This is a genomic window from Streptomyces solicamelliae, from assembly GCF_045348655.1.
Classification (GTDB): Bacteria; Actinomycetota; Actinomycetes; order Streptomycetales; family Streptomycetaceae; genus Streptomyces; species Streptomyces solicamelliae.
Genome location: NZ_CP160404.1, coordinates 4,931,077 through 4,951,191, shown reverse-complemented (window position 1 = coordinate 4,951,191; position 20,115 = coordinate 4,931,077). Strand labels below are relative to the sequence as shown.

At 71.9% G+C, this 20,115-nt stretch carries 18 protein-coding genes; 9 read left to right on the top strand and 9 right to left on the bottom strand.

Features of this window, described 5'->3' with window-relative positions; genetic code table 11:
* Positions 1–188: 188 nt before the first annotated feature.
* Positions 189–1,217: a glycoside hydrolase family 6 protein gene (locus tag ABZO31_RS23230; RefSeq protein WP_406863193.1), complete on the top strand. Its 1,029-nt coding sequence runs from the start codon at positions 189–191 to the stop codon at positions 1,215–1,217.
* 47 nt (positions 1,218–1,264) lie between these two features.
* On the opposite strand, the gene ABZO31_RS23225 is transcribed toward ABZO31_RS23230, so the two are convergent.
* The 7 genes from ABZO31_RS23225 to ABZO31_RS23195 all read right to left on the bottom strand — a co-directional run bounded on the left by ABZO31_RS23225 (position 1,265) and on the right by ABZO31_RS23195 (position 8,030).
* Positions 1,265–3,217 carry a galactose oxidase-like domain-containing protein gene (locus ABZO31_RS23225; RefSeq protein WP_406863192.1) on the bottom strand — a complete coding sequence of 651 codons (1,953 nt, stop codon included), beginning with the start codon at positions 3,215–3,217 and terminating at the stop codon, positions 1,265–1,267.
* Between the two features lie 3 nt (positions 3,218–3,220).
* On the bottom strand, positions 3,221–5,041 hold the full coding sequence (locus ABZO31_RS23220; RefSeq protein ID WP_406863191.1) for a glycosyltransferase family 2 protein: 1,821 nt from the start codon (positions 5,039–5,041) through the stop codon (positions 3,221–3,223).
* Between the two features lie 137 nt (positions 5,042–5,178).
* Complete coding sequence (locus ABZO31_RS23215) at positions 5,179–5,850, bottom strand: TetR/AcrR family transcriptional regulator (RefSeq protein WP_406863190.1); 672 nt, start codon at positions 5,848–5,850, stop codon at positions 5,179–5,181.
* Entirely contained in the window at positions 5,847–6,530 is a 684-nt protein-coding gene (locus ABZO31_RS23210) for a DUF4166 domain-containing protein (RefSeq protein ID WP_406863189.1), read from the bottom strand. The genes ABZO31_RS23215 and ABZO31_RS23210 overlap by 4 nt, the downstream gene beginning before the upstream one ends.
* On the bottom strand, positions 6,527–7,225 hold the full coding sequence (locus ABZO31_RS23205; RefSeq protein WP_406863188.1) for a hypothetical protein: 699 nt from the start codon (positions 7,223–7,225) through the stop codon (positions 6,527–6,529). The genes ABZO31_RS23210 and ABZO31_RS23205 overlap by 4 nt, the downstream gene beginning before the upstream one ends.
* Positions 7,226–7,392: 167 nt before the next feature.
* Complete coding sequence (locus ABZO31_RS23200) at positions 7,393–7,689, bottom strand: MTH1187 family thiamine-binding protein (protein ID WP_406863187.1); 297 nt, start codon at positions 7,687–7,689, stop codon at positions 7,393–7,395.
* A complete protein-coding gene (locus ABZO31_RS23195; RefSeq protein WP_406863186.1) occupies positions 7,686–8,030 on the bottom strand; it encodes a DUF3817 domain-containing protein in 345 nt (114 codons plus the stop codon). The genes ABZO31_RS23200 and ABZO31_RS23195 overlap by 4 nt, the downstream gene beginning before the upstream one ends.
* A gap of 168 nt (positions 8,031–8,198) precedes the next feature.
* Between ABZO31_RS23195 and ABZO31_RS23190 the strand changes: the two genes are divergently transcribed.
* The 4 genes from ABZO31_RS23190 to ABZO31_RS23175 all read left to right on the top strand — a co-directional run bounded on the left by ABZO31_RS23190 (position 8,199) and on the right by ABZO31_RS23175 (position 10,875).
* Positions 8,199–8,837: an AIM24 family protein gene (locus tag ABZO31_RS23190; protein WP_406863185.1), complete on the top strand. Its 639-nt coding sequence runs from the start codon at positions 8,199–8,201 to the stop codon at positions 8,835–8,837.
* Complete coding sequence (locus ABZO31_RS23185; protein ID WP_406863184.1) at positions 8,837–9,487, top strand: AIM24 family protein; 651 nt, start codon at positions 8,837–8,839, stop codon at positions 9,485–9,487. Before ABZO31_RS23190 ends, ABZO31_RS23185 begins: the two co-directional genes overlap by 1 nt.
* Entirely contained in the window at positions 9,484–10,269 is a 786-nt protein-coding gene (locus ABZO31_RS23180) for an AIM24 family protein (protein ID WP_406863183.1), read from the top strand. Before ABZO31_RS23185 ends, ABZO31_RS23180 begins: the two co-directional genes overlap by 4 nt.
* 129 nt (positions 10,270–10,398) lie before the next feature.
* Positions 10,399–10,875 carry a MarR family winged helix-turn-helix transcriptional regulator gene (locus ABZO31_RS23175; protein ID WP_406863182.1) on the top strand — a complete coding sequence of 159 codons (477 nt, stop codon included), beginning with the start codon at positions 10,399–10,401 and terminating at the stop codon, positions 10,873–10,875.
* A gap of 57 nt (positions 10,876–10,932) precedes the next feature.
* Here ABZO31_RS23175 and meaB read toward each other — a convergent pair whose 3' ends face one another.
* On the bottom strand, positions 10,933–11,889 hold the full coding sequence (meaB, locus tag ABZO31_RS23170; protein ID WP_406863181.1) for a methylmalonyl Co-A mutase-associated GTPase MeaB: 957 nt from the start codon (positions 11,887–11,889) through the stop codon (positions 10,933–10,935).
* 47 nt (positions 11,890–11,936) lie between these two features.
* Positions 11,937–13,139 carry an acetyl-CoA C-acetyltransferase gene (locus ABZO31_RS23165; RefSeq protein ID WP_406863180.1) on the bottom strand — a complete coding sequence of 401 codons (1,203 nt, stop codon included), beginning with the start codon at positions 13,137–13,139 and terminating at the stop codon, positions 11,937–11,939.
* A gap of 137 nt (positions 13,140–13,276) precedes the next feature.
* Here ABZO31_RS23165 and mce point away from each other — a divergent pair, with 137 nt between their 5' ends.
* The 4 genes from mce (at position 13,277) to ABZO31_RS23145 (ending at position 20,113) form a co-directional block, all read left to right on the top strand.
* Positions 13,277–13,717 (top strand): methylmalonyl-CoA epimerase, encoded by a 441-nt coding sequence (gene mce / locus ABZO31_RS23160; RefSeq protein ID WP_406863179.1) that lies wholly within the window; start codon positions 13,277–13,279, stop codon positions 13,715–13,717.
* Positions 13,718–13,893: 176 nt separating this feature from the next.
* Complete coding sequence (scy, locus tag ABZO31_RS23155; RefSeq protein ID WP_406863178.1) at positions 13,894–17,970, top strand: polarized growth protein Scy; 4,077 nt, start codon at positions 13,894–13,896, stop codon at positions 17,968–17,970.
* 114 nt (positions 17,971–18,084) lie between these two features.
* Positions 18,085–19,023 (top strand): cellulose-binding protein, encoded by a 939-nt coding sequence (locus ABZO31_RS23150; protein ID WP_406863177.1) that lies wholly within the window; start codon positions 18,085–18,087, stop codon positions 19,021–19,023.
* A 97-nt stretch (positions 19,024–19,120) separates the two neighbouring features.
* On the top strand, positions 19,121–20,113 hold the full coding sequence (locus ABZO31_RS23145; RefSeq protein ID WP_406863176.1) for an ABC transporter ATP-binding protein: 993 nt from the start codon (positions 19,121–19,123) through the stop codon (positions 20,111–20,113).
* Positions 20,114–20,115: the final 2 nt, after the last annotated feature.

Below are 20,115 nucleotides of genomic sequence, written 5' to 3'. Positions count from 1 at the left end.
GGCACGCGTGACCAGAGCCGATGACTACCCCGCCCGGCTCTGACCTGACCAGGCCCTCGGTCCACACGGACCGGGGGCTTTTTCGTGCCCGGCGTCGCGCCCGGTGTCGCAGCCGGGTGCCGGGTGGGGGGTATGTGACGATAGCCCGGTTCGACCCGATCTTGACTCGACCCGTCTCTGGGGGCCGGATGCCCAGACGTACCGCCGTCACCGCCCTGACCCTGGCCGCCGTGCTGTTGCTCGGGGGTGCCGGTTGTGGTGAGCCCGAGGAAACGGAGGGGCGGGGGCCGGTCGGGCCGCCGCGGGCCAAGACCGGTTCGGCCGCGCAGCCGGCCGCCGGCTCGCCGTTCTGGGTGGACCCGGACAGCGAGGCGGCGCGGCAGGTCAAGCGGTACGAGTCCCAGGGGCGTACCGCGGACGCCGACGTGCTGCGGCGGATCTCGGAGCGGCCGGTCGCCGACTGGCCGGCCCACGACGACCCCGTACCCGACGTCGGCAAGGTCGTGAAGGGCGCGAAGGCCGCCGGGCGGACCGCCGTGCTCGTCGCGTACAACATCCCGCACCGCGACTGCGGGATGTACTCGGCGGGCGGGGCGCCCGACGCCGCCGCCTACCGGGAGTGGATCGACGCCTTCGCCGGGGCGCTCGGCGACGCCCGCGCCGTCGTGGTGCTCGAGCCGGACGCCGTGCCGCATCTCGTGGACGGGTGCACCCCCGCCCAGTACCAGGACGAGCGCTACGAGCTGCTCGCCGGCGCCGTCGAGCGGCTGAAGCGGCAGCCGAACACCCGGGTGTACCTCGACGCGGGAAACCCCGCCTGGATCGCCGACGCCGGCAAGCTCGTCGAGCCGCTGCGCCGGGCCGGCGTGGCCCGCGCCGACGGCTTCGCGCTCAACGTCTCCAACTTCCAGACCAACGCCGCGGTCAAGGGCTTCGGGGCCCGGCTGTCGGGGCTGCTCGGCAGCGCGCACTACACCGTCGACACCAGCCGCAACGGCCAGGGCCCGCTGCCCGGGGACCGCGACCAGGCGTGGTGCAACCCGCCGGGCCGGGCCCTCGGCACCCCGCCGACCGACCGGACCGGCGACCCGCTGGTGGACGCGTACCTGTGGATCAAGCGGCCCGGGGAGTCCGACGGCACCTGCCGGGGCGGCCCGGCCGCCGGTACGTGGTGGCCGGACTACGCCCTGGGGCTCGCGCGGCGCGCCGAGGGCTGACCGGGCGGCCGGGCCCTCCGGCCGCTCCTCAGTCCACTGGACCCGCTTCAGTCCACCTGGACCCACTTCGCCTCCGACGGCGTCCCCTTCGCGTCCGTGACGAAGAGCATGTACCAGCCGGGCGGCACCAGCGTCCGGTCCAGCGGGGCCGCCACCGTGACCGAGTCCTTCGTCCGCGTCAGGCCGAGGGCCACCGACCGCTGCTCGACGTCCGTCGTGTGCGTGACCGCGCTGGGCCGCATCAGTCGGGCCGCGGTGATCCGGTCCGCGTCGGCGGTGCGGAACGTGGCCCGGCCGTTCTGGTCGAGCTCCTGGGGACCGTCGCCGAGCACCGGGCGCTTCCCGCCGCTGTGCAGGTACGGCGGGGTGAAGATCTCCACCCGCTGCTCGAAGGTGCCCAGCTTGGTGTTGTCGGCGTCGTCGAAGAGCGGGTCGGAGCCGAAGGTGGCGACCCGGCCGTCCGGCAGCAGCAGCGCCTCGGAGTGGTAGTTGCGGCCCACGGTGGGGTCGGCGGCGGCCCGCATCACGTTGTCCTTCGGCAGATAGAACTGGGCCTTGAGGATGTCGCTGCCGCTGCGGCCCCGGTACTGCTCCGAGCCGCCGGTGGTGAAGACGGTGTCGTCGGGCAGCAGGACACTGCTGAGGTAGCGGGTGCCCTGCGGCAGCGCGGGGCCGTCGGCGAAGCGGGCGCCCGGCTTCGACAGGTCGATGATCGACGTGCGGGCGGTGGACAGCGCGGACTCGCCGACCCCGCCGCCGCCGAGGACCATGAACCGCTGCGCCTGCACGGGCGGCAGCGCCAGGGAGGCGGAGGTCTCCAACTGGTTCGCGTCGGTGAGTCCCCGGAGCTTGGTGAAGGTGTTGGTCCTCAGGTCCCACAGCCCCGGCTCGCGGCCCTTGGTCGCCGGTCCGTAGCCCGCGTTGGAGCCGGTGTAGAAGAGCCTGCCGCCCTGGGTGAGGAAGAGCGCCGGGTAGGTGGGGAAGTAGCGGAAGGGGCCCTTGGCCCACTTCTTCGTCTTCGGGTCGTAGATCTCGTTGTCGCCGGGGACCACGTCGCCGACGTCGTTGAGCCCGGAGACGGCGAGCACCCGGCCGTCCTGGAGGGTGACCAGCGTCGGGTACCAGCGGGCGTCCTTCATCGGGGCGACGGGGATGTACCGCTCGGCCTTCGGGTCGAACTCGTAGGCCGCCTTGATGCCCTGGAAGTCCTGCTTCTCGGTGGTCAGCTTCTGGGCGAGGCCGTAGACGTTGTCGGCGTCCTTGCCCTTGAGGCCGAGGACCTCGTACTGCGCGGCCTCGGTCGTCAGGGCCTGCGCACCGGCCTTGCGCGCCTCCACGAAGACCCGGGCCTCGGCGGCGGTGACCTTGGTCTTCCAGGGCTTCATCTGACCGCTCTTGAAGTACGTGACCTCGAACTTCCGCTTGGCCTTGGGCACGGTGACGTCGAACTTGGAGACGTACTCGACGCCCGACGGCGAGCGGAAGACGGTGCCCTTCTTCAGGGTGACCGCCTTGTCGGGGCTCTCGTTCTTGACCCGCATGCCCCCGCCGGCCTTCTTCACCTCGCCGTCGAGGACCTCGTAGCGGGCGGTGCCGCCGGCGACCAGGAGCCGGCCGTCGGGGAGCTGGGAGTGGCCCGCGCAGAAGAAGTCCTCGGGGGTGGGGATCTTCTTGAAGGTGTTCTTCGCCGGGTCCCACAGGATGGTCTCGAAGGTGCCGGAGTCGAACTTCTTCTGGTCGTTGCCGGAGCCGGCGATCAGCAGCACCTTGCCGGTGTGCAGCAGGGCGGCGTGGATGGCGTTGACCTTGAAGCCCGGAGGCACGTCCAGCCCCTGCCAGGAGCCGAACTTCGCCTTGTACCCGGGCTGGGCGATCTTGTACGCGTGGTACTCGGCGGTGGCGAAGGAGACCGCGGCGGGAGCGTTCAGCCCGGCGAGGAGCAGGATCGCCCCACCGCCGAGCAGTTGTTTCCGGAATTTGTTCGACGGCCGGTAGGCCATGGCTCAGTTCCCTCCGGTGGTCGTGGGCGCGGTGGCGGGAGCCGTCGGCGCGGCGGCGGCACCGGCGGCCGGCAGGCCGAGGCCCTCGCGGGCGTCGGCACGGGCGCGGGCGCGGGTCCGGGCGCGGGCCTCGGCGCGCAGCCGCAGGACGCGGCGCCCGCGGACGCCGGTCCACAGCCAGACGGCGACCGGCGCGAGCGCGATGACCAGGGCGAGGACGGCCCAGGTGCGCATCGCCGCGTGCGTGTGGTCGAAGTGGACCGAGGCGAGCAGCGAGACGACGAGGATCGCCGCCCAGTACAGGTGGATGCGGAAGGTGGACAGCCGGTCGGGGCTCGCCTCGCCGCCCTTGGGGGTGACGACGAAACGCCCCCGGGTCCGCAGCATCGCCGAGCCGAGCGACTTGAGGTAGATCGGTGCGGACAGCGCGGACATGATCATCCCGGCGAGGCCGCCGGAGCCCTCGGGCTCGTGCGGGGACACGTTGTGCCGCCGGTTCCACAGGTACAGGCCGATCTGCAGGGCGACGGCGTCGCTGTAGATCATCAGCCAGACCGCGGAGGAGACCTGGGTCCCGGACGCGCCCAGCCAGAGGAAGAGGACGCAGCTGAGGATGCCCAGGAACCAGTTGACGGCCGTCATCGGGTAGTAGACGAGCATCAGGGAGTAGTTGAGCAGCCGGCCCGGCGGGACCCGGAAAGGCGCCTTCCAGTACTGCTTGAAGAGGGTCTCGTAGGTGCCCCGGGACCAGCGGAGCTGCTGGGTGAAGAAGTCGGTCCAGGACGCCGGGCCCTCGCCGACGGCGAGCACGTCGGGGGTGTAGACGGAGCGCCAGTACCGGCCGGTGCGGGGGTTCTTGCGGCGGTGCAGCTCGAAGCCGGTGGCCATGTCCTCGGTGATGGAGTCGTACAGTCCGCCGATCTGCCTCAGGGCGGCGATCCGGACGACGTTGTTGGTGCCGACGAACATGGGCGCGCGGTACCGGTTCCCGGCCCGCTGGATCAGCGCGTGGAAGAGGAACTGCTGGGACTCGGCGGCCTTGGTGACGGGCGAGGTGTAGTTGCCGTACACCTGCGGGCCGACGACGAAGGCGATGTCCGGGTCGCGGAAGAAGCCGAGCATCCGCTCCAGGAAGTTCGGCAGCGGGACGTGGTCGGTGTCGACGGAGGCGAAGTACTCGTACGCGTCGCCGTGCATCGCGAGCCAGGCGTTGTAGTTGCCGTGCTTGGTGCGGGCCTTGTGGACGCCCTTCTCGCGGTTCCACTCGGGGACGCCGGCGCGGGTGAAGTGCCGGACGCCGAGCTCGGCGCAGAGCGCCTTGGCCCGGGCGTCGTCGCCCTCGTCGAGCAGCCAGACGTCCAGGGGGCCGTCGTGCCGGAGCCGGACGGCGCCGGTCAGGGTGGCCCGGACCATGCCGAGGGGTTCCTTGCCGGGCACGTACGTCGTCAGGAAGGCGACCCGCGTCCCCTTCTCCGGCCGTACCGGCACGGGGTCGCGGGCGACCATCGTGGCGTGGGCGATCGAGGTGACGTTGACCAGCATGAAGAGGCAGATCAGACCGATCGACACGAGCATCACCGTGTCGAAGGCGACGAGCCAGCGGGCGCCGCCCTCGCGGACCGTCCAGTGACTGGGCCAGACGAGGTACACCAGCAGGAGAGCGGAGAGGACCGGCGCGAGGCTCATCAGGAGGACGGCTCGTATTCGGTGCGACTCCTTCGACAGCAAGCTCCGGTACTGCACCTGGTAGGCCGTGCCGGGGGGCTCGGTCAGCGGCCCGGCGAGCCGGCTGTAGGTGTCGTAGTCGTAGCCTTGCGGCCGCACGGTGCCTCCAGCTGTCGAGTTGGCCGATCGATATCCCCACGAAAGGGGAGATTTCGTGACGTGTCGACTGGAGGCGGCCGAGCGAGGGGTTTTCCGGCGCGGGCGTTTGCGGCGTGGGGGTCTTGGGTGAGGGATCCTCAGTTGTTCCCGGGCTGGGGGGCGCCGCTGTTCCCGGCCTGCGGGGCGCCGCGCCGCCGCAGCGTGTACCGCACCGCCTTCTGGGCGACGGGCCCGAGTTCCTCGAGCGCGGACATCAGCGTGCCGAGCTGTTCGAGCGCGCCGAGGGCCGCCTCGGCGCCGGCCTTGTCCACGCCCTCGTACAGCTCCAGACCGACGAAGGAGGCGGCGACCGCGCGGGCGAGCCCGGCGGGGTCGGTGTAGGGCCCGATCGGGCTGTCGCCGAGGACCCGGACGAGTACCCGCTCGATCTCGGCGATCCAGAGCTCCAGGCCCGCCGCGGTGGCCGGGGCGAGCCGGGGGTGCGTCTGGGCGCCGGCGAGCAGCTGGCCGAGGACGGCGACATGGCCGGCGGCCTGCTCCTCGGCGTGGATCTGCCGGCCGACGGCGAGCAGCTCGGTGAGGCTGCCGACCTCCTGGAGCCGGTCGCGGTAGCGGGCGACCCGCTGCTCGGAGCCGTACCGGCAGGCGGCGGCGAGGAGTTCGTCGACGGAGCCGAAGTGGTAGAAGACCAGGGCCTGGTTGACCCCGGCGGCCGCGGCGACGGACCGTGCCGACGTCTTGGCGATGCCCTGCTCGGTCAGCGTCCTGAGCGCCCCTTCGAGCAGCTTCTCCTTGGTCTCGCGGCTCACACCCGCACCTCCTCGCGCACGGGGCGCAACCCGGCGCGCACCCCGTGGGAGCGTACGTCGTGGTACGCGGCGGTGAACGAGCCCTCGTAGCCGAACAGCGGCCCGACGTACCGGTTCACGACCCGGACGCGGATCCGGAACCGGCCGGCGGCCTCGTCGTACGACTCCCTCACCTCGGCCTCGCCGCCGATGAGTTCGGGTACGCGGACGTCGACCGGGCCTTCGCGGAAGCGGTGTTCGCCGGAGCGGATCAGCAGCGAGCCGTCCGGTTCGGCGGACAGGTGCAGATCGCTGGCGAGGTGCTGGTGGGTGCCGAGGTAGTCGAGCACGCAGCCGCGTTCGGGGCTGTGGACCATCGTGGCGTCGAAGCGGCGGGGCCCGCCGGGCAGCGCGAAGGTGCGCACGAAGGTGACGGTCTCACGGCCGTACGAGTCGGCGTACGGCACGTTCTCGATGGTGAAGGGGACGCGGCGGCCGGTGCGCGGGACGAGGATGTTGCGCAGCCCGCCGAGCGCGAGGAACGGTTTGACGTAGGCGGGGCCGTGCCAGATCCGGTCCATGACGCCGCGCCCGGTGCAGGCCTCCCCGCTGTCCAGCCCGACGGAGAACCTCCGCTGGAGCTGCGGGTGCAGCCGGCCGAACTCGGCGTCGCCCATGGCGGTCCGGAAGATCGAGGTCATGTGCGCTCCAGAGTGTCGAGCAGCCGTGGCGTCCCGGCTGTCTTGGGCGGCGGGGTCCGCAGACACCGCCGGGCGGCGGGCGTGCGGGAGGAGGGCGGTACGAGGACGGCGGCGGCGAGCGCGACGATCAGCGCGGCCGGGGTCCAGGCGGCCGCGCCCGCCACGAGCAGGGCGCGGAGCGCGAGTTCGAGCTGCCAGTGGGTCCGCGACCGCTCGGGCGTGATCCCGTACTCGCACCACAGCCGCAGCCGGTCGAAGGACCAGGCGGTGGCCCACCCCATGAGCGGCCGGAAGACGACCCGGTCGGCGACCCGCCCGAGCCGCCCCCACCGGGGCCGGTAGTCGTACCCGGTCAGAAACCGGACCTCGTCGCCCTCGTCCCCGGGCACGTACCGCCAGTACCCGCTCCCCTCCGCGAGCAGCGAGAGCGGATGCGGCGAGGCGAACCGCAGCGCGGACACCCGGTCGCCGCCGGCCCGGTGGCGCTCCCCCGCGGAGACACCGGTGCCGGCGACGACCAGGAAGGGCAGGACGCGGGTGGCGTACCGGAACCGCTGCGGCTCGTCCGCGACGCGCGGCAGGTAGTCGATCTCCGTGAACCGCAGATCCCACCGCTGATGCTCCGCCGGCTCCTGGGTCCGCTCCCAGAGCGTCTCCATGCCGGTGCGGATGCGCGTCTCGATGTAGAGCCCCATGGCCCGCTCCCCCTGTCCTGCCTGGTACGGGCGGTCTTGAGCGACTGCTCAAAGCGACCGCTCAAACGGGAAGGTAGCCGACTTTGAGCACTCGCTCAACCGCCGGGCACGAAAAAGCCCCCGGTCCGTATGGACCGGGGGCTCGTATCCGCTGCGGTGCCGGGGGCTCAGCCCTCGGCGAGGTGGCGTTCGACCGTGTCGACCTTGGAGGTCAGGCCGTCGGTGACGCCGGGGCGGATGTCGGCCTTGAGGACGACGGAGACGCGGGGGGCGCGGGCCTCGACGGCGGCGACGGCGCGCTTGACCACGTCCATGACCTCGTCCCACTCCCCCTCGATCGACGTGAACATCGCGTCGGTGCGGTTCGGCAGGCCCGACTCGCGGACCACGCGGACGGCGTCGGCAACGTATTCGCCGACGTCCTCGCCGACGCCGAGCGGGGTGACGGAGAAGGCGACGATCATGCCTCGACCACGCTCTCCTTGCGGGCGCGGGAGGCGATCACGGCGTCGTCGGCCTCGCGCTTGAGCCTGCGGTCTGCGAAGAAGCCGCCGAAGGGCACGACGGAGAGGAGGAAGTAGACCGCGGCGGTCTTGAAGCTCCACTTGGTGCGGTTCCAGGCGTCCAGCCAGAACAGCACGTACAGGACGAAGAGAATGCCGTGGATCGCTCCCATCACCGGCACCGCGTTGAACTCGGTGGTGCGCTTGAGCACCGAGCAGACCAGCAGCAGCAGGAACGAGACGGCCTCGGGCGCGGAGACGAGCCGGAGACGGTGGAGGGAGGAGGCGGTCTTGATGTCCACGGGGGCACCTTCGTTTGATCTTGTGAATGGATGCACAAGGGCTCGCCCATTGTGACAGCCGACTTTGCCCTTCCTTTAGGCGGGGGGCTCGTACCCGGGGTGTTCTCAGGGTTCGGATCGTTCCGGGGGCCCTGTTCGGATGTCCGAGTCGCCCAGTACCGTCCTCCCGTGGCTACGTTCCGACTCCAAGGCAGCAAAGTGCTCGCCATTGACATGACAGGCGACGCCGTCAAGGCGAAGAACGGCTCGATGGTCGCCTACGACGGCCAGATGGCGTTCAAGAAGATGTCCGGCGGCGGTGAGGGCCTGCGCGGCATGGTGACCCGCCGGCTGACCGGCGAGCAGATGGAGGTCATGGAGGTGCGGGGCCAGGGCACGTGCTGGTTCGCGGACCGGGCCTCCGAGATCAACCTGGTGAACCTGCACGGCGACAAGCTGTGGGTCGAGGCCAGCAATCTGCTCTGCACCGACGCCGGCTTGCGCACCGGGACGTCGTTCACCGGGCTGCGCGGCGGCGCGACCGGGAACGGGCTGTTCACCACGACCGTGGAGGGGACGGGGCAGGCGGCGATCATGTCCGACGGGCCCGCCGTGGTGCTGCGCGTGTCGCGCGACTACCCGCTGTCCGTGGACCCGGGCGCGTACGTGGCGCACCAGGGCAACCTCCAGCAGAGCTTCCAGTCGGGCGTGACCTTCCGCACCCTCCTCGGCGAGGGCGGCGGCGAGGCGTTCCAGATCCGGTTCGAGGGCGACGGGCTCGTCTATGTCCAGCCGAGCGAGCGGAACACGATCGGGGGCGACGTCTGATGCCGTTCCGTGAGGTCAACTCGAAGATGGTCGAGGCCACCGTCGTTCCCGGACAGCGCATGTTCAGCCAGCGCGGGGCGATGCTGGCCTATCGGGGCGAGGTCTCTTTCACGCCGAACATCACCGGCGGCCAGGGCGGTGTGATGTCGATGATCGGCCGCCGGGTGGCCGGCGAGTCGACGCCGCTGATGACCGTGGAGGGCAGCGGCACCGTGATGTTCGGGCACGGCGGCCACCACATCCAGGTGGTCCGGCTCACCGGCGACACCCTGTACGTGGAGGCCGACCGGCTGCTCGCCTTCGACGGCGCCCTGCAGCAGGGCACCATGTTCATGGGCTCGCAGGGCGGCGTGATGGGCATGGTGCGCGGCCAGGTCACCGGTCAGGGCCTGTTCACCACGACCCTCAAGGGCCACGGCGAGGTCGCCGTGATGGCCCACGGCGGCGTGATCGAGCTGCCGATCACCCCGGCCCGTCCGGTCCACGTGGACCCCCAGGCGTACGTCGCCCACTCCGGCGACGTACGGAACAAGCTCTCCACCGCGCTCGGCTGGCGCGACATGGTGGGCCGCGGCTCCGGCGAGGCGTTCCAGCTGGAGCTGAGCGGCAGCGGCACGGTGTACGTCCAGGCCTCGGAGGAGAAGCTGTGAGCGCCCCCGTCATCTTCGACCCGCACACCCTGCCCGTCGACGACAACGTCAACCCGTACACCTTCTGTGTGGAGCTCAAGGGCTCCCAGTGGTTCCTGCAGAAGGGCAAGATGATCGCCTACTACGGGCGGATCGACTTCAACGGCATCGGGCACGGCCGGCTCGACCGGCTGGTGCGGACCTCGTTCCACTCGCCGCTGCACGCCGCCGACTGGGTGGTGGCCGAGGGCCAGGGCAAGATGCTGCTCGCGGACCGCGCCTTCGACGTGAACTCGTACGACCTGGACAACGGCAATCTGACGATCCGGTCGGGGAACCTGCTGGCCTTCCAGCCGTCCCTCGCGCTGAAGCAGTCGATCGTGCCGGGGTTCGTGACGCTCATCGGCACCGGCAAGTTCGTCGCCGCCTCGAACGGGCCGGTGGTGTTCATGGAGCCGCCGCTGCGGGTGGACCCGCAGGCGCTGGTCGGCTGGGCGGACTGCCCGTCGCCGTGCCACCACTACGACCACGGCTACATGACCGGCGTGATGGGCGGCGTCCGGGCGCTGACCGGGCTCGGCGGGGTCTCCGGCGAGGAGCACCAGTTCGAGTTCGTGGGCGCGGGTACGGTACTGCTGCAGTCGACTGAGACACTGATGCCGGAGCTGGCGACGGGTCACACGCCGAACCAGCCGGGGGTTCCCGGACAGCACGGTTCCGGCCATTCTCCGCAGGGCGCCGCGGGGGGCGTACCGCGCCTTCCCGGCCAGCTGGGAGACCTCCAGCGTCGCTTCGGTCTGTGAGCGGTAGTCTGCGGAGTGTGACGCCCCCTCGAACGTTCGAACGTGTGCACAAGGAGCGGGGGGCTCCGGTGCCCGGCGTCACACTCCGATACTTCGTCCAGTATTCAACTTCTTAGGTAGAATCCATACATGGAGACCGAGACGGCCACCAGCTGGCTCAGCGACGCCGAACAGTGCGCCTGGCGCACGTACCTGGACGTCAACAGGATGCTGACGTACCAGATGGAGAAGGATCTGCAGCCCTTCGGGCTCACCAACAACGACTACGAGATCCTCGTCAATCTCTCCGAGGCGCCCGACCAGCGCCTGCGCATGAGCGACCTCGCCGCCGCCACCCTGCAGTCGAAGAGCCGGCTCTCGCACCAGATCACCCGCATGGAGAACGCGGGACTGGTCCGCCGGGAGAACTGCGAGTCGGACCGGCGCGGACTGTACGCGGTGCTCACCGACCACGGCATGGACACCATGCGCAAGGTCGCCCCGCACCACGTGGAGTCGGTGCGCAAGCACTTCATCGACCTGCTGACCTCCGAGGCGCTGACGGACCTCCACGAGTCCCTCAAGCCCGTCGCCGAGCAGCTGCGCGGTGTCCGCGGCAAGCCGTAGCGGAAGAACGCCGAGGGCCCCTGTGCGGCTGCGCAGGGGCCCTCGGCGTACCTGCCGTCAGTTGCCCGTCAGGCCCGCGACCAGCTCGTCCGCCGCCGCGTACGGGTCCAGCTCGCCGGCCACGATCCGCTGCGCCAGCGCGTCGAGACGGCGGTCGCCGTGCAGGTCGCCGATCCGCTCCCGCAGCGCGGTGACCGCGATCGTCTCGACCTCGGTGGCCGCCCGGCGGGCCCGGCGCTCGGCGAGCACACCGTGCTCCTCCATCCAGGCGCGGTGCTTCTCCAGCGCCTCGACCAGCTCGTCCACGCCCTCGGCGCGGGCCGCGACCGTCTTGACGATCGGCGGCCGCCAGTCGCCCGGACCCCGCGCCTCGCCGAGGCCCAGCATGTGGTTGAGCTCGCGGGCCGTCGCGTCCGCGCCGTCCCGGTCCGCCTTGTTGACCACGTACACGTCGCCGATCTCCAGGATGCCCGCCTTCGCGGCCTGGATGCCGTCGCCCATGCCCGGGGCCAGGAGGACCACCGACGTGTCGGCCTGGGAGGCGATCTCCACCTCCGACTGGCCGACGCCGACGGTCTCCACCAGGATCACGTCGCAGCCCGCCGCGTCCAGGACGCGGATGGCCTGCGGGGCCGACCAGGCGAGCCCGCCGAGGTGGCCGCGGGTCGCCATGGAGCGGATGTAGACGCCGGGGTCGGAGGCGTGCTCCGACATCCGGACCCGGTCGCCGAGCAGCGCGCCGCCGCTGAACGGCGAGGACGGGTCGACGGCGAGGACGCCGACCCGCCTGCCCGCCTTGCGGTACGCGGTGACCAGCGCCGACGTCGACGTGGACTTGCCGACGCCGGGCGAGCCGGTCAGGCCGACCACGTACGCGCCGCCGGTGAGCGGCGCCAGCGTGGCCATCACCTCCCGCAGCTGCGGGGACGCCCCCTCCACGAGCGAGATCAGCCGGGCCACGGCGCGCGGCCGGCCCTCCCGTGCCTGGGCGACCAGTGCGGGGACGTCCACCATGTGCTCGCTGCTCCTTACTGAGGGGCGTGACGGTAACTCGCCGGGACTTACTTGCCGGGGACCTTGACGATCAGCGCGTCGCCCTGGCCGCCGCCGCCGCACAGCGCGGCCGCGCCGACACCGCCGCCGCGGCGCTTGAGCTCCAGCGCCAGGTGCAGCACCACACGGGCGCCGGACATGCCGATCGGGTGACCCAGCGCGATGGCGCCACCGTTGACGTTCACCTTTTCCGGGGTGACGCCGAGGTCCTTCATGGACTGGACGGCGACGGCGGCGAAGGCCTCGTTGATCTCGATGAGGTCGAGGTCCTCGACGCCCAGGCCCTCCTTCTTGAGGGCGTGCTGGATCGCGTTGGACGGCTGCGACTGCAGCGAGTTGTCCGGGCCCGCGACGTTGCCGTGGGCGCCGATCTCGGCGATCCACTCGAGGCCCAGCTCCTCGGCCTTCGCCTTGCTCATCACGACGACGGCGGCGGCGCCGTCGGAGATCTGCGAGGAGGTGCCGGCGGTGATGGTGCCGTCCTTGGCGAACGCCGGGCGCAGCTTGCCGAGCGACTCGACGGTGGTCTCGGCGCGGACGCCCTCGTCCTTGGCGAAGACGACCGGCTCGCCCTTGCGCTGCGGGATCTCGACCGGGGTGATCTCGGCCTCGAAGATGCCGTTCTTCTGCGCGGCGGCGGCGCGCTGGTGCGACAGCGCGGCGATCTCGTCCTGCTCCGGGCGGAGGATGCCGAGGCGGGTGTTGTGCTTCTCGGTCGACTCGCCCATGGCGATGTTCTCGAAGGCGTCGGTCAGACCGTCGTGGGCCATCACGTCGAGCATCTCGATGGCGCCGTACTTGAAGCCCTCGCGGGACTTCGGCAGCACGTGCGGGGCGTTGGTCATGGACTCCTGGCCGCCGGCGACGATGATGTCGAACTCGCCGGCACGGATCAGCTGGTCCGCGAGCGCGATGGCGTCGAGGCCGGAGAGACACACCTTGTTGATGGTGAGCGCCGGGACGTTCATCGGGATGCCGCCCTTGACCGCGGCCTGGCGGGCGGGGATCTGGCCGGCGCCGGCCTGCAGCACCTGACCCATGATCACGTACTGGACCTGGTCGCCGCCGATGCCGGCGCGGTCGAGGGCGGCCTTGATGGCGAAGCCGCCGAGGTCCGCGCCCGAGAAGGACTTCAGGGAGCCGAGCAGCCGCCCCATGGGCGTGCGGGCGCCCGCGACGATCACTGACGTGTTACCGGTCGTTCCAGACATGAGGCACAGCCCCTTGGGATGAGAGGTGAACGAGGGTTTACCGCCAATGTACTGAGCAGTGCAGCACGGGGTCACCGGCGAGCCGGTGTGACGGCGCGCACGTTGCGTAACCAGGGTGCAGGCGCTGCACTGGAGAAATGCTGACGCGTATCGACCACATCGGGATCGCCTGCTTCGACCTGGACAAGACCGTCGAGTTCTACCGTGCCACGTACGGCTTCGAGGTCTTCCACTCCGAGGTCAACGAGGAGCAGGGCGTCCGCGAGGCCATGCTCAAGATCAACGACACCTCCGACGGCGGGGCCTCGTACCTCCAGCTCCTGGAACCCACCCGCGAGGACTCCGCGGTCGGCAAGTGGCTGGCCAAGAACGGCGAGGGTGTGCACCACATCGCCTTCGGGACGGCGGACGTCGACGGCGACGCGGCGGCCATCCGTGACAAGGGCGTACGCGTCCTCTACGACGAGCCGCGCATCGGCTCGATGGGGTCCCGGATCACCTTCCTGCACCCCAAGGACTGCCACGGCGTCCTCACCGAACTGGTCACCTCGGCCGAGCCCGGCTCAGCGGAGCACTGACCTCCGGATTCCTGGCCCGGTAGAGTGGGCGGCTCCGGGCCGGGGCCGGTCGGGGCCGCGCGCTGCGCGGCCGTCGAGTCGGGGTTTCCGATCTGCCACCATTTCCGGGGGGCGGCCGTTCGCCGGCGAACGGAGCTCGTGAGACATCGCGACCAGGGGACGGATGGGACCGGGCAGTGCGGGGCTACGAACGCCAGGAGAGCCACCGGGCTGAAGACGACCATCTCTCGCGGTTCGAGGCCGAGATGGAGCGGCTGAAGACCGAGCGGGAGAAGGCCGTCCAGCATGCCGAGGACCTCGGCTACCAGGTCGAGGTTTTGCGCGCCAAGCTGCACGAGGCGCGCCGCACGATCGCGACCCGGCCCTCCTCGTACGACAGCGGCGACCTCGGCTACCAGGCCGAGCAGATGCTGCGGACCGCCCAGATGCAGGCCGACCAGCTGCGTTCGGACGCCGAGCGGGAGCTGCGCGAGGCCCGCGCCCAGACCCAGCGCATCCTGCAGGAGCACGCCGAGCACCAGGCCCGGCTCCAGGCCGAACTGCACGCCGAGGCCGTGCAGCGCCGGCAGCGGCTCGACCAGGAGCTGAACGAGCGCCGGCAGACCGTCGAGGCGCACGTCAACGAGAACGTCGCCTGGGCCGAGCAGCTGCGGGCCCGTACCGAGGCCCAGGCCCGCCGGCTGATGGAGGAGTCCCGCGCCGAGGCCGAGCAGTCGCTCGCCGCCGCCCGCGCGGAGGCCGCCCGGCTCGCCGAGGAGGCCCGCCAGCGGCTGGCCACCGACGCGGAGTCCGCCCGCTCCGAGGCCGAGGCGCTGCTGCTGCGCGCCCGCAAGGACGCCGAGCGGCTGCTGAACGCCGCGTCCACGCAGGCCCAGGAGGCCACCAGCCACGCCGAGCAGCTGCGCTCGTCCACGACGGCGGAGGCCGACGCGGCCCGCCAGCAGGCCACCGAACTGTCCCGTACGGCGGAGACCCGGCTGCAGGAGGCCGAGGTACGGCTCCGCGAGGCGCGCGTCGAGGCCGAGCGCACGGTCACCGAGGCGAAGGACGCGGCGGCCAGGCAGCTGGCGTCCGCCGAGTCCACCAACGAGCAGCGCACCCGTACGGCCAAGGCGGAGATCGCCCGGCTGGTCGGCGAGGCCACCAAGGAGGCGGAGGCCCTCAAGGCCGAGGCCGAGGAGAAGCTCCGCGAGGCCTCCGCCGAGGCCGACAAGGTGAAGGCGGAGGCGACCGAGCAGGCCCGTACGGCCGCCGCCGAGGACTCCGCCGCCCAGCTCGCGAAGGCCGCCCGCAACGCGGAGGAGGTCCTGACCAAGGCGTCCGAGGACGCCCGGGAGACCACCCGCAAGGCGTCCGAGGAGGCGGAGCGGATCCGCCGCGAGGCCGAGGCCGAGGCGGACCGGCTGCGTGCGCGGGCCGAGGAGCAGGCCGACGAGCTGCTCGGTTCGGCGAAGGACGACACCAAGGAGTACCGCGCCAAGACGGTCGAGCTGCAGGAGGAGGCGCGCCGGCTGCGCGGCGAGGCCGAGCAGCTGCGGGCCGAGGCGATCGCCGAGGGCGAGAAGATCCGCGGCGAGGCGCGGCGCGAGGGCGTGCAGCAGATCGAGGAGTCGGCGAAGGCCGCCGAGGAGCTGCTGACCAAGGCGAAGGCGGACGCCGACGAGCTGCGCACCGGCGCGGCGGCGGAGAGCGAGCGGGTCAAGGCCGAGGCGGTGGAGCGCGCCCAGACGCTGCGCACCCAGGCCGAGGAGACCCTGGAGCGCACCCGTACCGAGGCGGACCGGCTGCGCGCCGAGGCCGAGGAGCAGGCCGACTCGGTGAAGGCGGCGGCCGAGCGGGACGCGGCCGGGACGCGCGAGGAGGCGGCGCGGGCCGCCGCGGCGCGGCGGGCCGAGGCGGCGGACGAGCTGACCCGGCTGCACGCCGAGGCCGAGACCCGGCTGGAGAACTCCGAGCGGGAGCTGAGCGAGGCCCGGACGGAGAGCGAGCGGATCCGCCGCGAGGCGGCCGAGGAGACCGAGCGGCAGCGCAGCGAGGCGGCGGAGCGGATCCGCACCCTGCAGACGCAGGCCGAGCAGGAGGCCGAGCGGCTGCGCGGCGAGGCCGCGTCGGACGCCTCGGCCTCGCGCGCCGAGGCCGAGAACGCGGCGGTGCGGCTGCGGACGGAGGCGTCCGCGGAGGCGGAGCGGCTGAAGTCCGAGGCGCAGGAGACCGCGGACCGGGTGCGCGCCGAGGCGGCGGCCGCGGCCGAGCGGGTCGCGGCGGAGGCCGCGGAGGCGTTGTCGGCGGCGCAGGAGGAGGCCAACCGGCGGCGCCGGGAGGCCGAGGAGACGCTGTCCTCCGCCCGTACCGAGGCCGACGGCGAGCGGTCGCAGGCCCGGGAGCAGAGCGAGGAGCTGCTGGCCTCCGCCCGCAAGCGGGTGGAGGAGGCCCAGACCGAGGCGCAGCGCCTCGTCGAGGAGGCCGACGCCCGGGCGACCGACATGGTCGCCACCGCCGAGCAGACCGCGCAGGAGGTGCGGGACTCGGTCACCGGACTGCGCGAGCAGGCCGAGGAGGAGATCACCGGGCTGCGCAGCGCCGCCGAGCACGCGGCGGAGCGGACCAGGAGCGAGGCGCAGGAGGAGGCGGACCGGGTCCGCGCCGACGCGTACGCGGAGCGGGAGCGGGCCACCGAGGACGCGAACCGGGTCCGGGAACGCGCCTCGCAGGAGGCGGAGGCCGCCACGTCGCTGGCCGAGCGGACGGTCGCGGACGCGATCGCCGAGTCGGAGAAGCTGAAGGCGGACACCGCGGAGTACGCCCAGCGGGTCCGTACCGAGGCGTCGGAGTCGCTGTCGCAGGCCGAGCAGGACGCGACGCGGACCCGGGCGGAGGCCCGGGAGGACGCCAACCGGATCCGGTCGGAGGCGGGCGAGCTGCTGTCGGCGGCGCGGGCCGAGGGCGAGCAGATCACCGACGAGGCGCGGCAGGCCGCGGACAAGCGGCGCGCGGACGCGGCGGAGCAGGCGGACCGGCTGGTCGGCGAGGCGACCGCGGAGGCCGAGCGGATCACCGCGGAGGCGGCGGAGCTGCAGTCCGTCACGGAGCAGGACGCGCAGCGGCTGCGTGCGGAGGCCGAGCAGGTCAAGCGGGACGGCGAGGCGCACGCGGAGGCGCTGCGGGTGGCCGCGCTCGCGGACGCGGAGCAGATCCTCGACGAGGCGCGGCAGACCGCGGACAAGCGGCGCGCGGACGCGGCCGAGCAGGCCGACCAGCTCATCGCGGAGGCGACGGGCGAGGCCGAGCGGATCGCCACGGAGGCCGCGGACGAGGCGGAGCGGCTGCGGGCCGAGGCCGCCGAGACGGTGGGTCAGGCGCAGCAGGCGGCGGAGCGGATCCGGGTCGAGGCGGAGCGGGTGAAGGCGGACGCGGAGGCGGCCGCCGAGCAGATGCGTGCCGAGGCGCGGGCGGAGGCGGACCGTACGCTCGACGAGGCCCGGGAGGCCGGCGCCAAGAAGCGTTCGGACGCGGCCGAGCAGGCGGACCAGCTCATGGCGAAGGCCCAGGAGGAGGCGCTGCGCGCCACCACCGAGGCGGAGACGCAGGCGGACACGATGGTCGGCGCGGCCCGCAAGGAGGCCGAGCGGATCGTCGCGGAGGCGACCGTCGAGGGCAACTCGCTGGTGGAGAAGGCCCGGGCGGACGCGGACGAACTGCTGGTCGGGGCGCGACGCGACGCGACGGCCATAAGGGAGCGCGGCGAGGAGCTGCGGGCCCGGGTCGAGGGCGAGATCGAGGAGCTGCACGAACGGGCGCGGCGCGAGACGGCCGAGCAGATGAAGACGGCCGGCGAGCGCGTCGACAAGCTGGTCACGGCGGCGACGGAGCAGCGCGAGGACGCCGAGAAGAAGGCCAAGGAGCTGCTGTCCGACGCGTCTTCGGAGGCGAGCAAGGTCCGGATCGCGGCGGTCAGGAAGGCCGAGGCGCTGCTCAAGGAGGCCGAGCAGAAGAAGGCCACGCTGGTGGCCGAGGCGGAGCGGATCAAGGCGGACGCGGAGCGCGAGTCCGAGGGGATGATCTCCGAGGGCCGGCGCGAGCTGGACGTGCTGGTGCGCCGGCGCGAGGACATCCAGGCCGAGATCTCCCGTGTCCAGGACGTGTTGGAGGCGTTGGAGTCTTTCGAGGCTCCGTCCACGGGTTCGAAGGACGGTGTGAAGGCGGGCGCCTCCGCAGGAGTCACACGTTCGAGTGGCAAGCCCTCGGAGGGGTAGCCACTCAAAAGGCTGGACATTCTCCAGATCAAACGGGCATACGCTCGATGACACGCCGCTTCGACCCCTAGGATTCCCCCTAACACCTCACCGGTCTCATTCGACAGGAACCCCATGAGCGACACTTCCTCCCCCTTCGGCTTCGAGCTCGTGCGGCGTGGTTACGACCGCGGTCAGGTGGACGACCGCATTACCAAACTCGTCGCCGACCGTGACAGTGCTCTGGCCCGGATCACCTCTCTCGAGAAGCGCATCGAGGAACTGCACCTCGAGACGCAGAACGCCCAGGCGCAGGTGACGGACGCCGAGCCGTCGTACGCCGGTCTCGGCGCCCGCGTCGAGAAGATCCTCCGTCTCGCCGAGGAGGAGGCGAAGGACCTGCGCGAGGAGGCCCGTCGCGCCGCCGAGCAGCACCGCGAGCTCGCCGAGTCGGCCGCCCAGCAGGTGCGCAACGACGCCGAGTCGTTCGCCGCCGAGCGGAAGGCGAAGGCCGAGGACGAGGGCGTCCGGATCGTCGAGAAGGCGCAGGGCGAGGCCAACAACCTGCGTGCCGAGGCGCAGAAGGACGCGCAGTCCAAGCGCGAGGAGGCGGACGCCCTCTTCGAGGAGACCCGCGCCAAGGCCGCCCAGGCCGCCGCGGACTTCGAGACCAACCTGGCCAAGCGCCGCGAGCAGTCCGAGCGCGACCTGGCCTCCCGTCAGGCCAAGGCCGAGAAGCGTCTCGCGGAGATCGAGCACCGCGCCGAGCAGCTGCGCCTGGAGGCGGAGAAGCTGCGTACGGACGCGGAGCGCCGGGCCCGCCAGACGGTGGAGACCGCGCAGCGCCAGGCCGAGGACATCGTGGCCGACGCCAACGCGAAGGCGGACCGGATCCGCAGCGAATCGGAGCGCGAGCTCGCCGCGCTGACGAACCGCCGCGACTCCATCAACGCCCAGCTGACCAACGTCCGCGAGATGCTGGCCACGCTGACCGGTGCCGCGGTGGCCGCGGCCGGTTCCCCGGCGGACGACGAGCCGGTGACCCGCGGCGTCCCGGCGCAGCAGTCCCGGTAGTCCCTCGGTAGTCCCCCGGGAGACCTGCGACCGATCGGCGAGAAACCCTCCTCCACTGCGGTGGCGGAGGGTTTTTCACGCCCTTAGGTTGGTACGCATGATCGAGCTCGAGGGTCTGACGAAACGGTTCGGGACGAAGACGGCGGTCGACCGGCTCTCGTTCCAGGTGCGGCCCGGCATGATCACCGGGTTCCTGGGGCCGAACGGGGCCGGCAAGTCGACGACGATGCGGATGGTGCTCGATCTGGACAACCCGACGAGCGGGACGGTCCGGATCGACGGGCGGCACTACCGGGAGCTCGAGGAGCCGCTGAAGTACATCGGGGCGCTGCTCGACGCGAAGGCGATGCACGGGGGCCGGAGCGCGTACAACAACCTGCTCTGCCTCGCGCAGGCGAACCGGATTCCGCCGAGCCGGGTGGCCGAGGTGCTCGATCTGGTGGGTCTGACGGCGGTGGCACGGAAGAAGGTCAAGGGCTTCTCACTGGGCATGGGGCAGCGGCTGGGAATCGCTTCGGCGCTGCTCGGTGATCCCGAGATCCTGATGTTCGACGAACCGGTCAATGGTCTGGACCCCGAGGGAATTCACTGGATCCGCAATCTGATGAAGGCGCTGGCCGCGGAAGGTCGGACGATCTTCGTTTCCAGCCATCTGATGAGTGAAATGGCGCTCACCGCGGATCACTTGATCGTGATCGGGCAGGGGCGGCTGCTCGCGGACACCTCGATGGCGGAATTCATTCGACAGAATTCCCGGAGTTACGTGCGGTTGCGCTCTCCGCAGCACGAGCGCCTGGTCGAGGTGCTGCGGGAGAACGGCTTCCACCCGGTCACGGCTGGCGGCGGCACCCTCGAGGTGGACGGGACGACCACGGAGGAGCTCGGCGAACTGGCGGCGCGGCACCGGCTGGTGCTGCACGAGCTGAGCGCCCAGCAGGCCTCCCTGGAGGAGGCGTTCATGCAGATGACGGCGGCGGCGGTGGAGTACCACGCGCACGGCACGATCGCACACGGCGGCGGCGAGATGCCTCCGCCGCCACCGGCCGACGGGCCGGGTCCGCACTGGGGCGAGAGCTACAAGGGGGCCTGAAC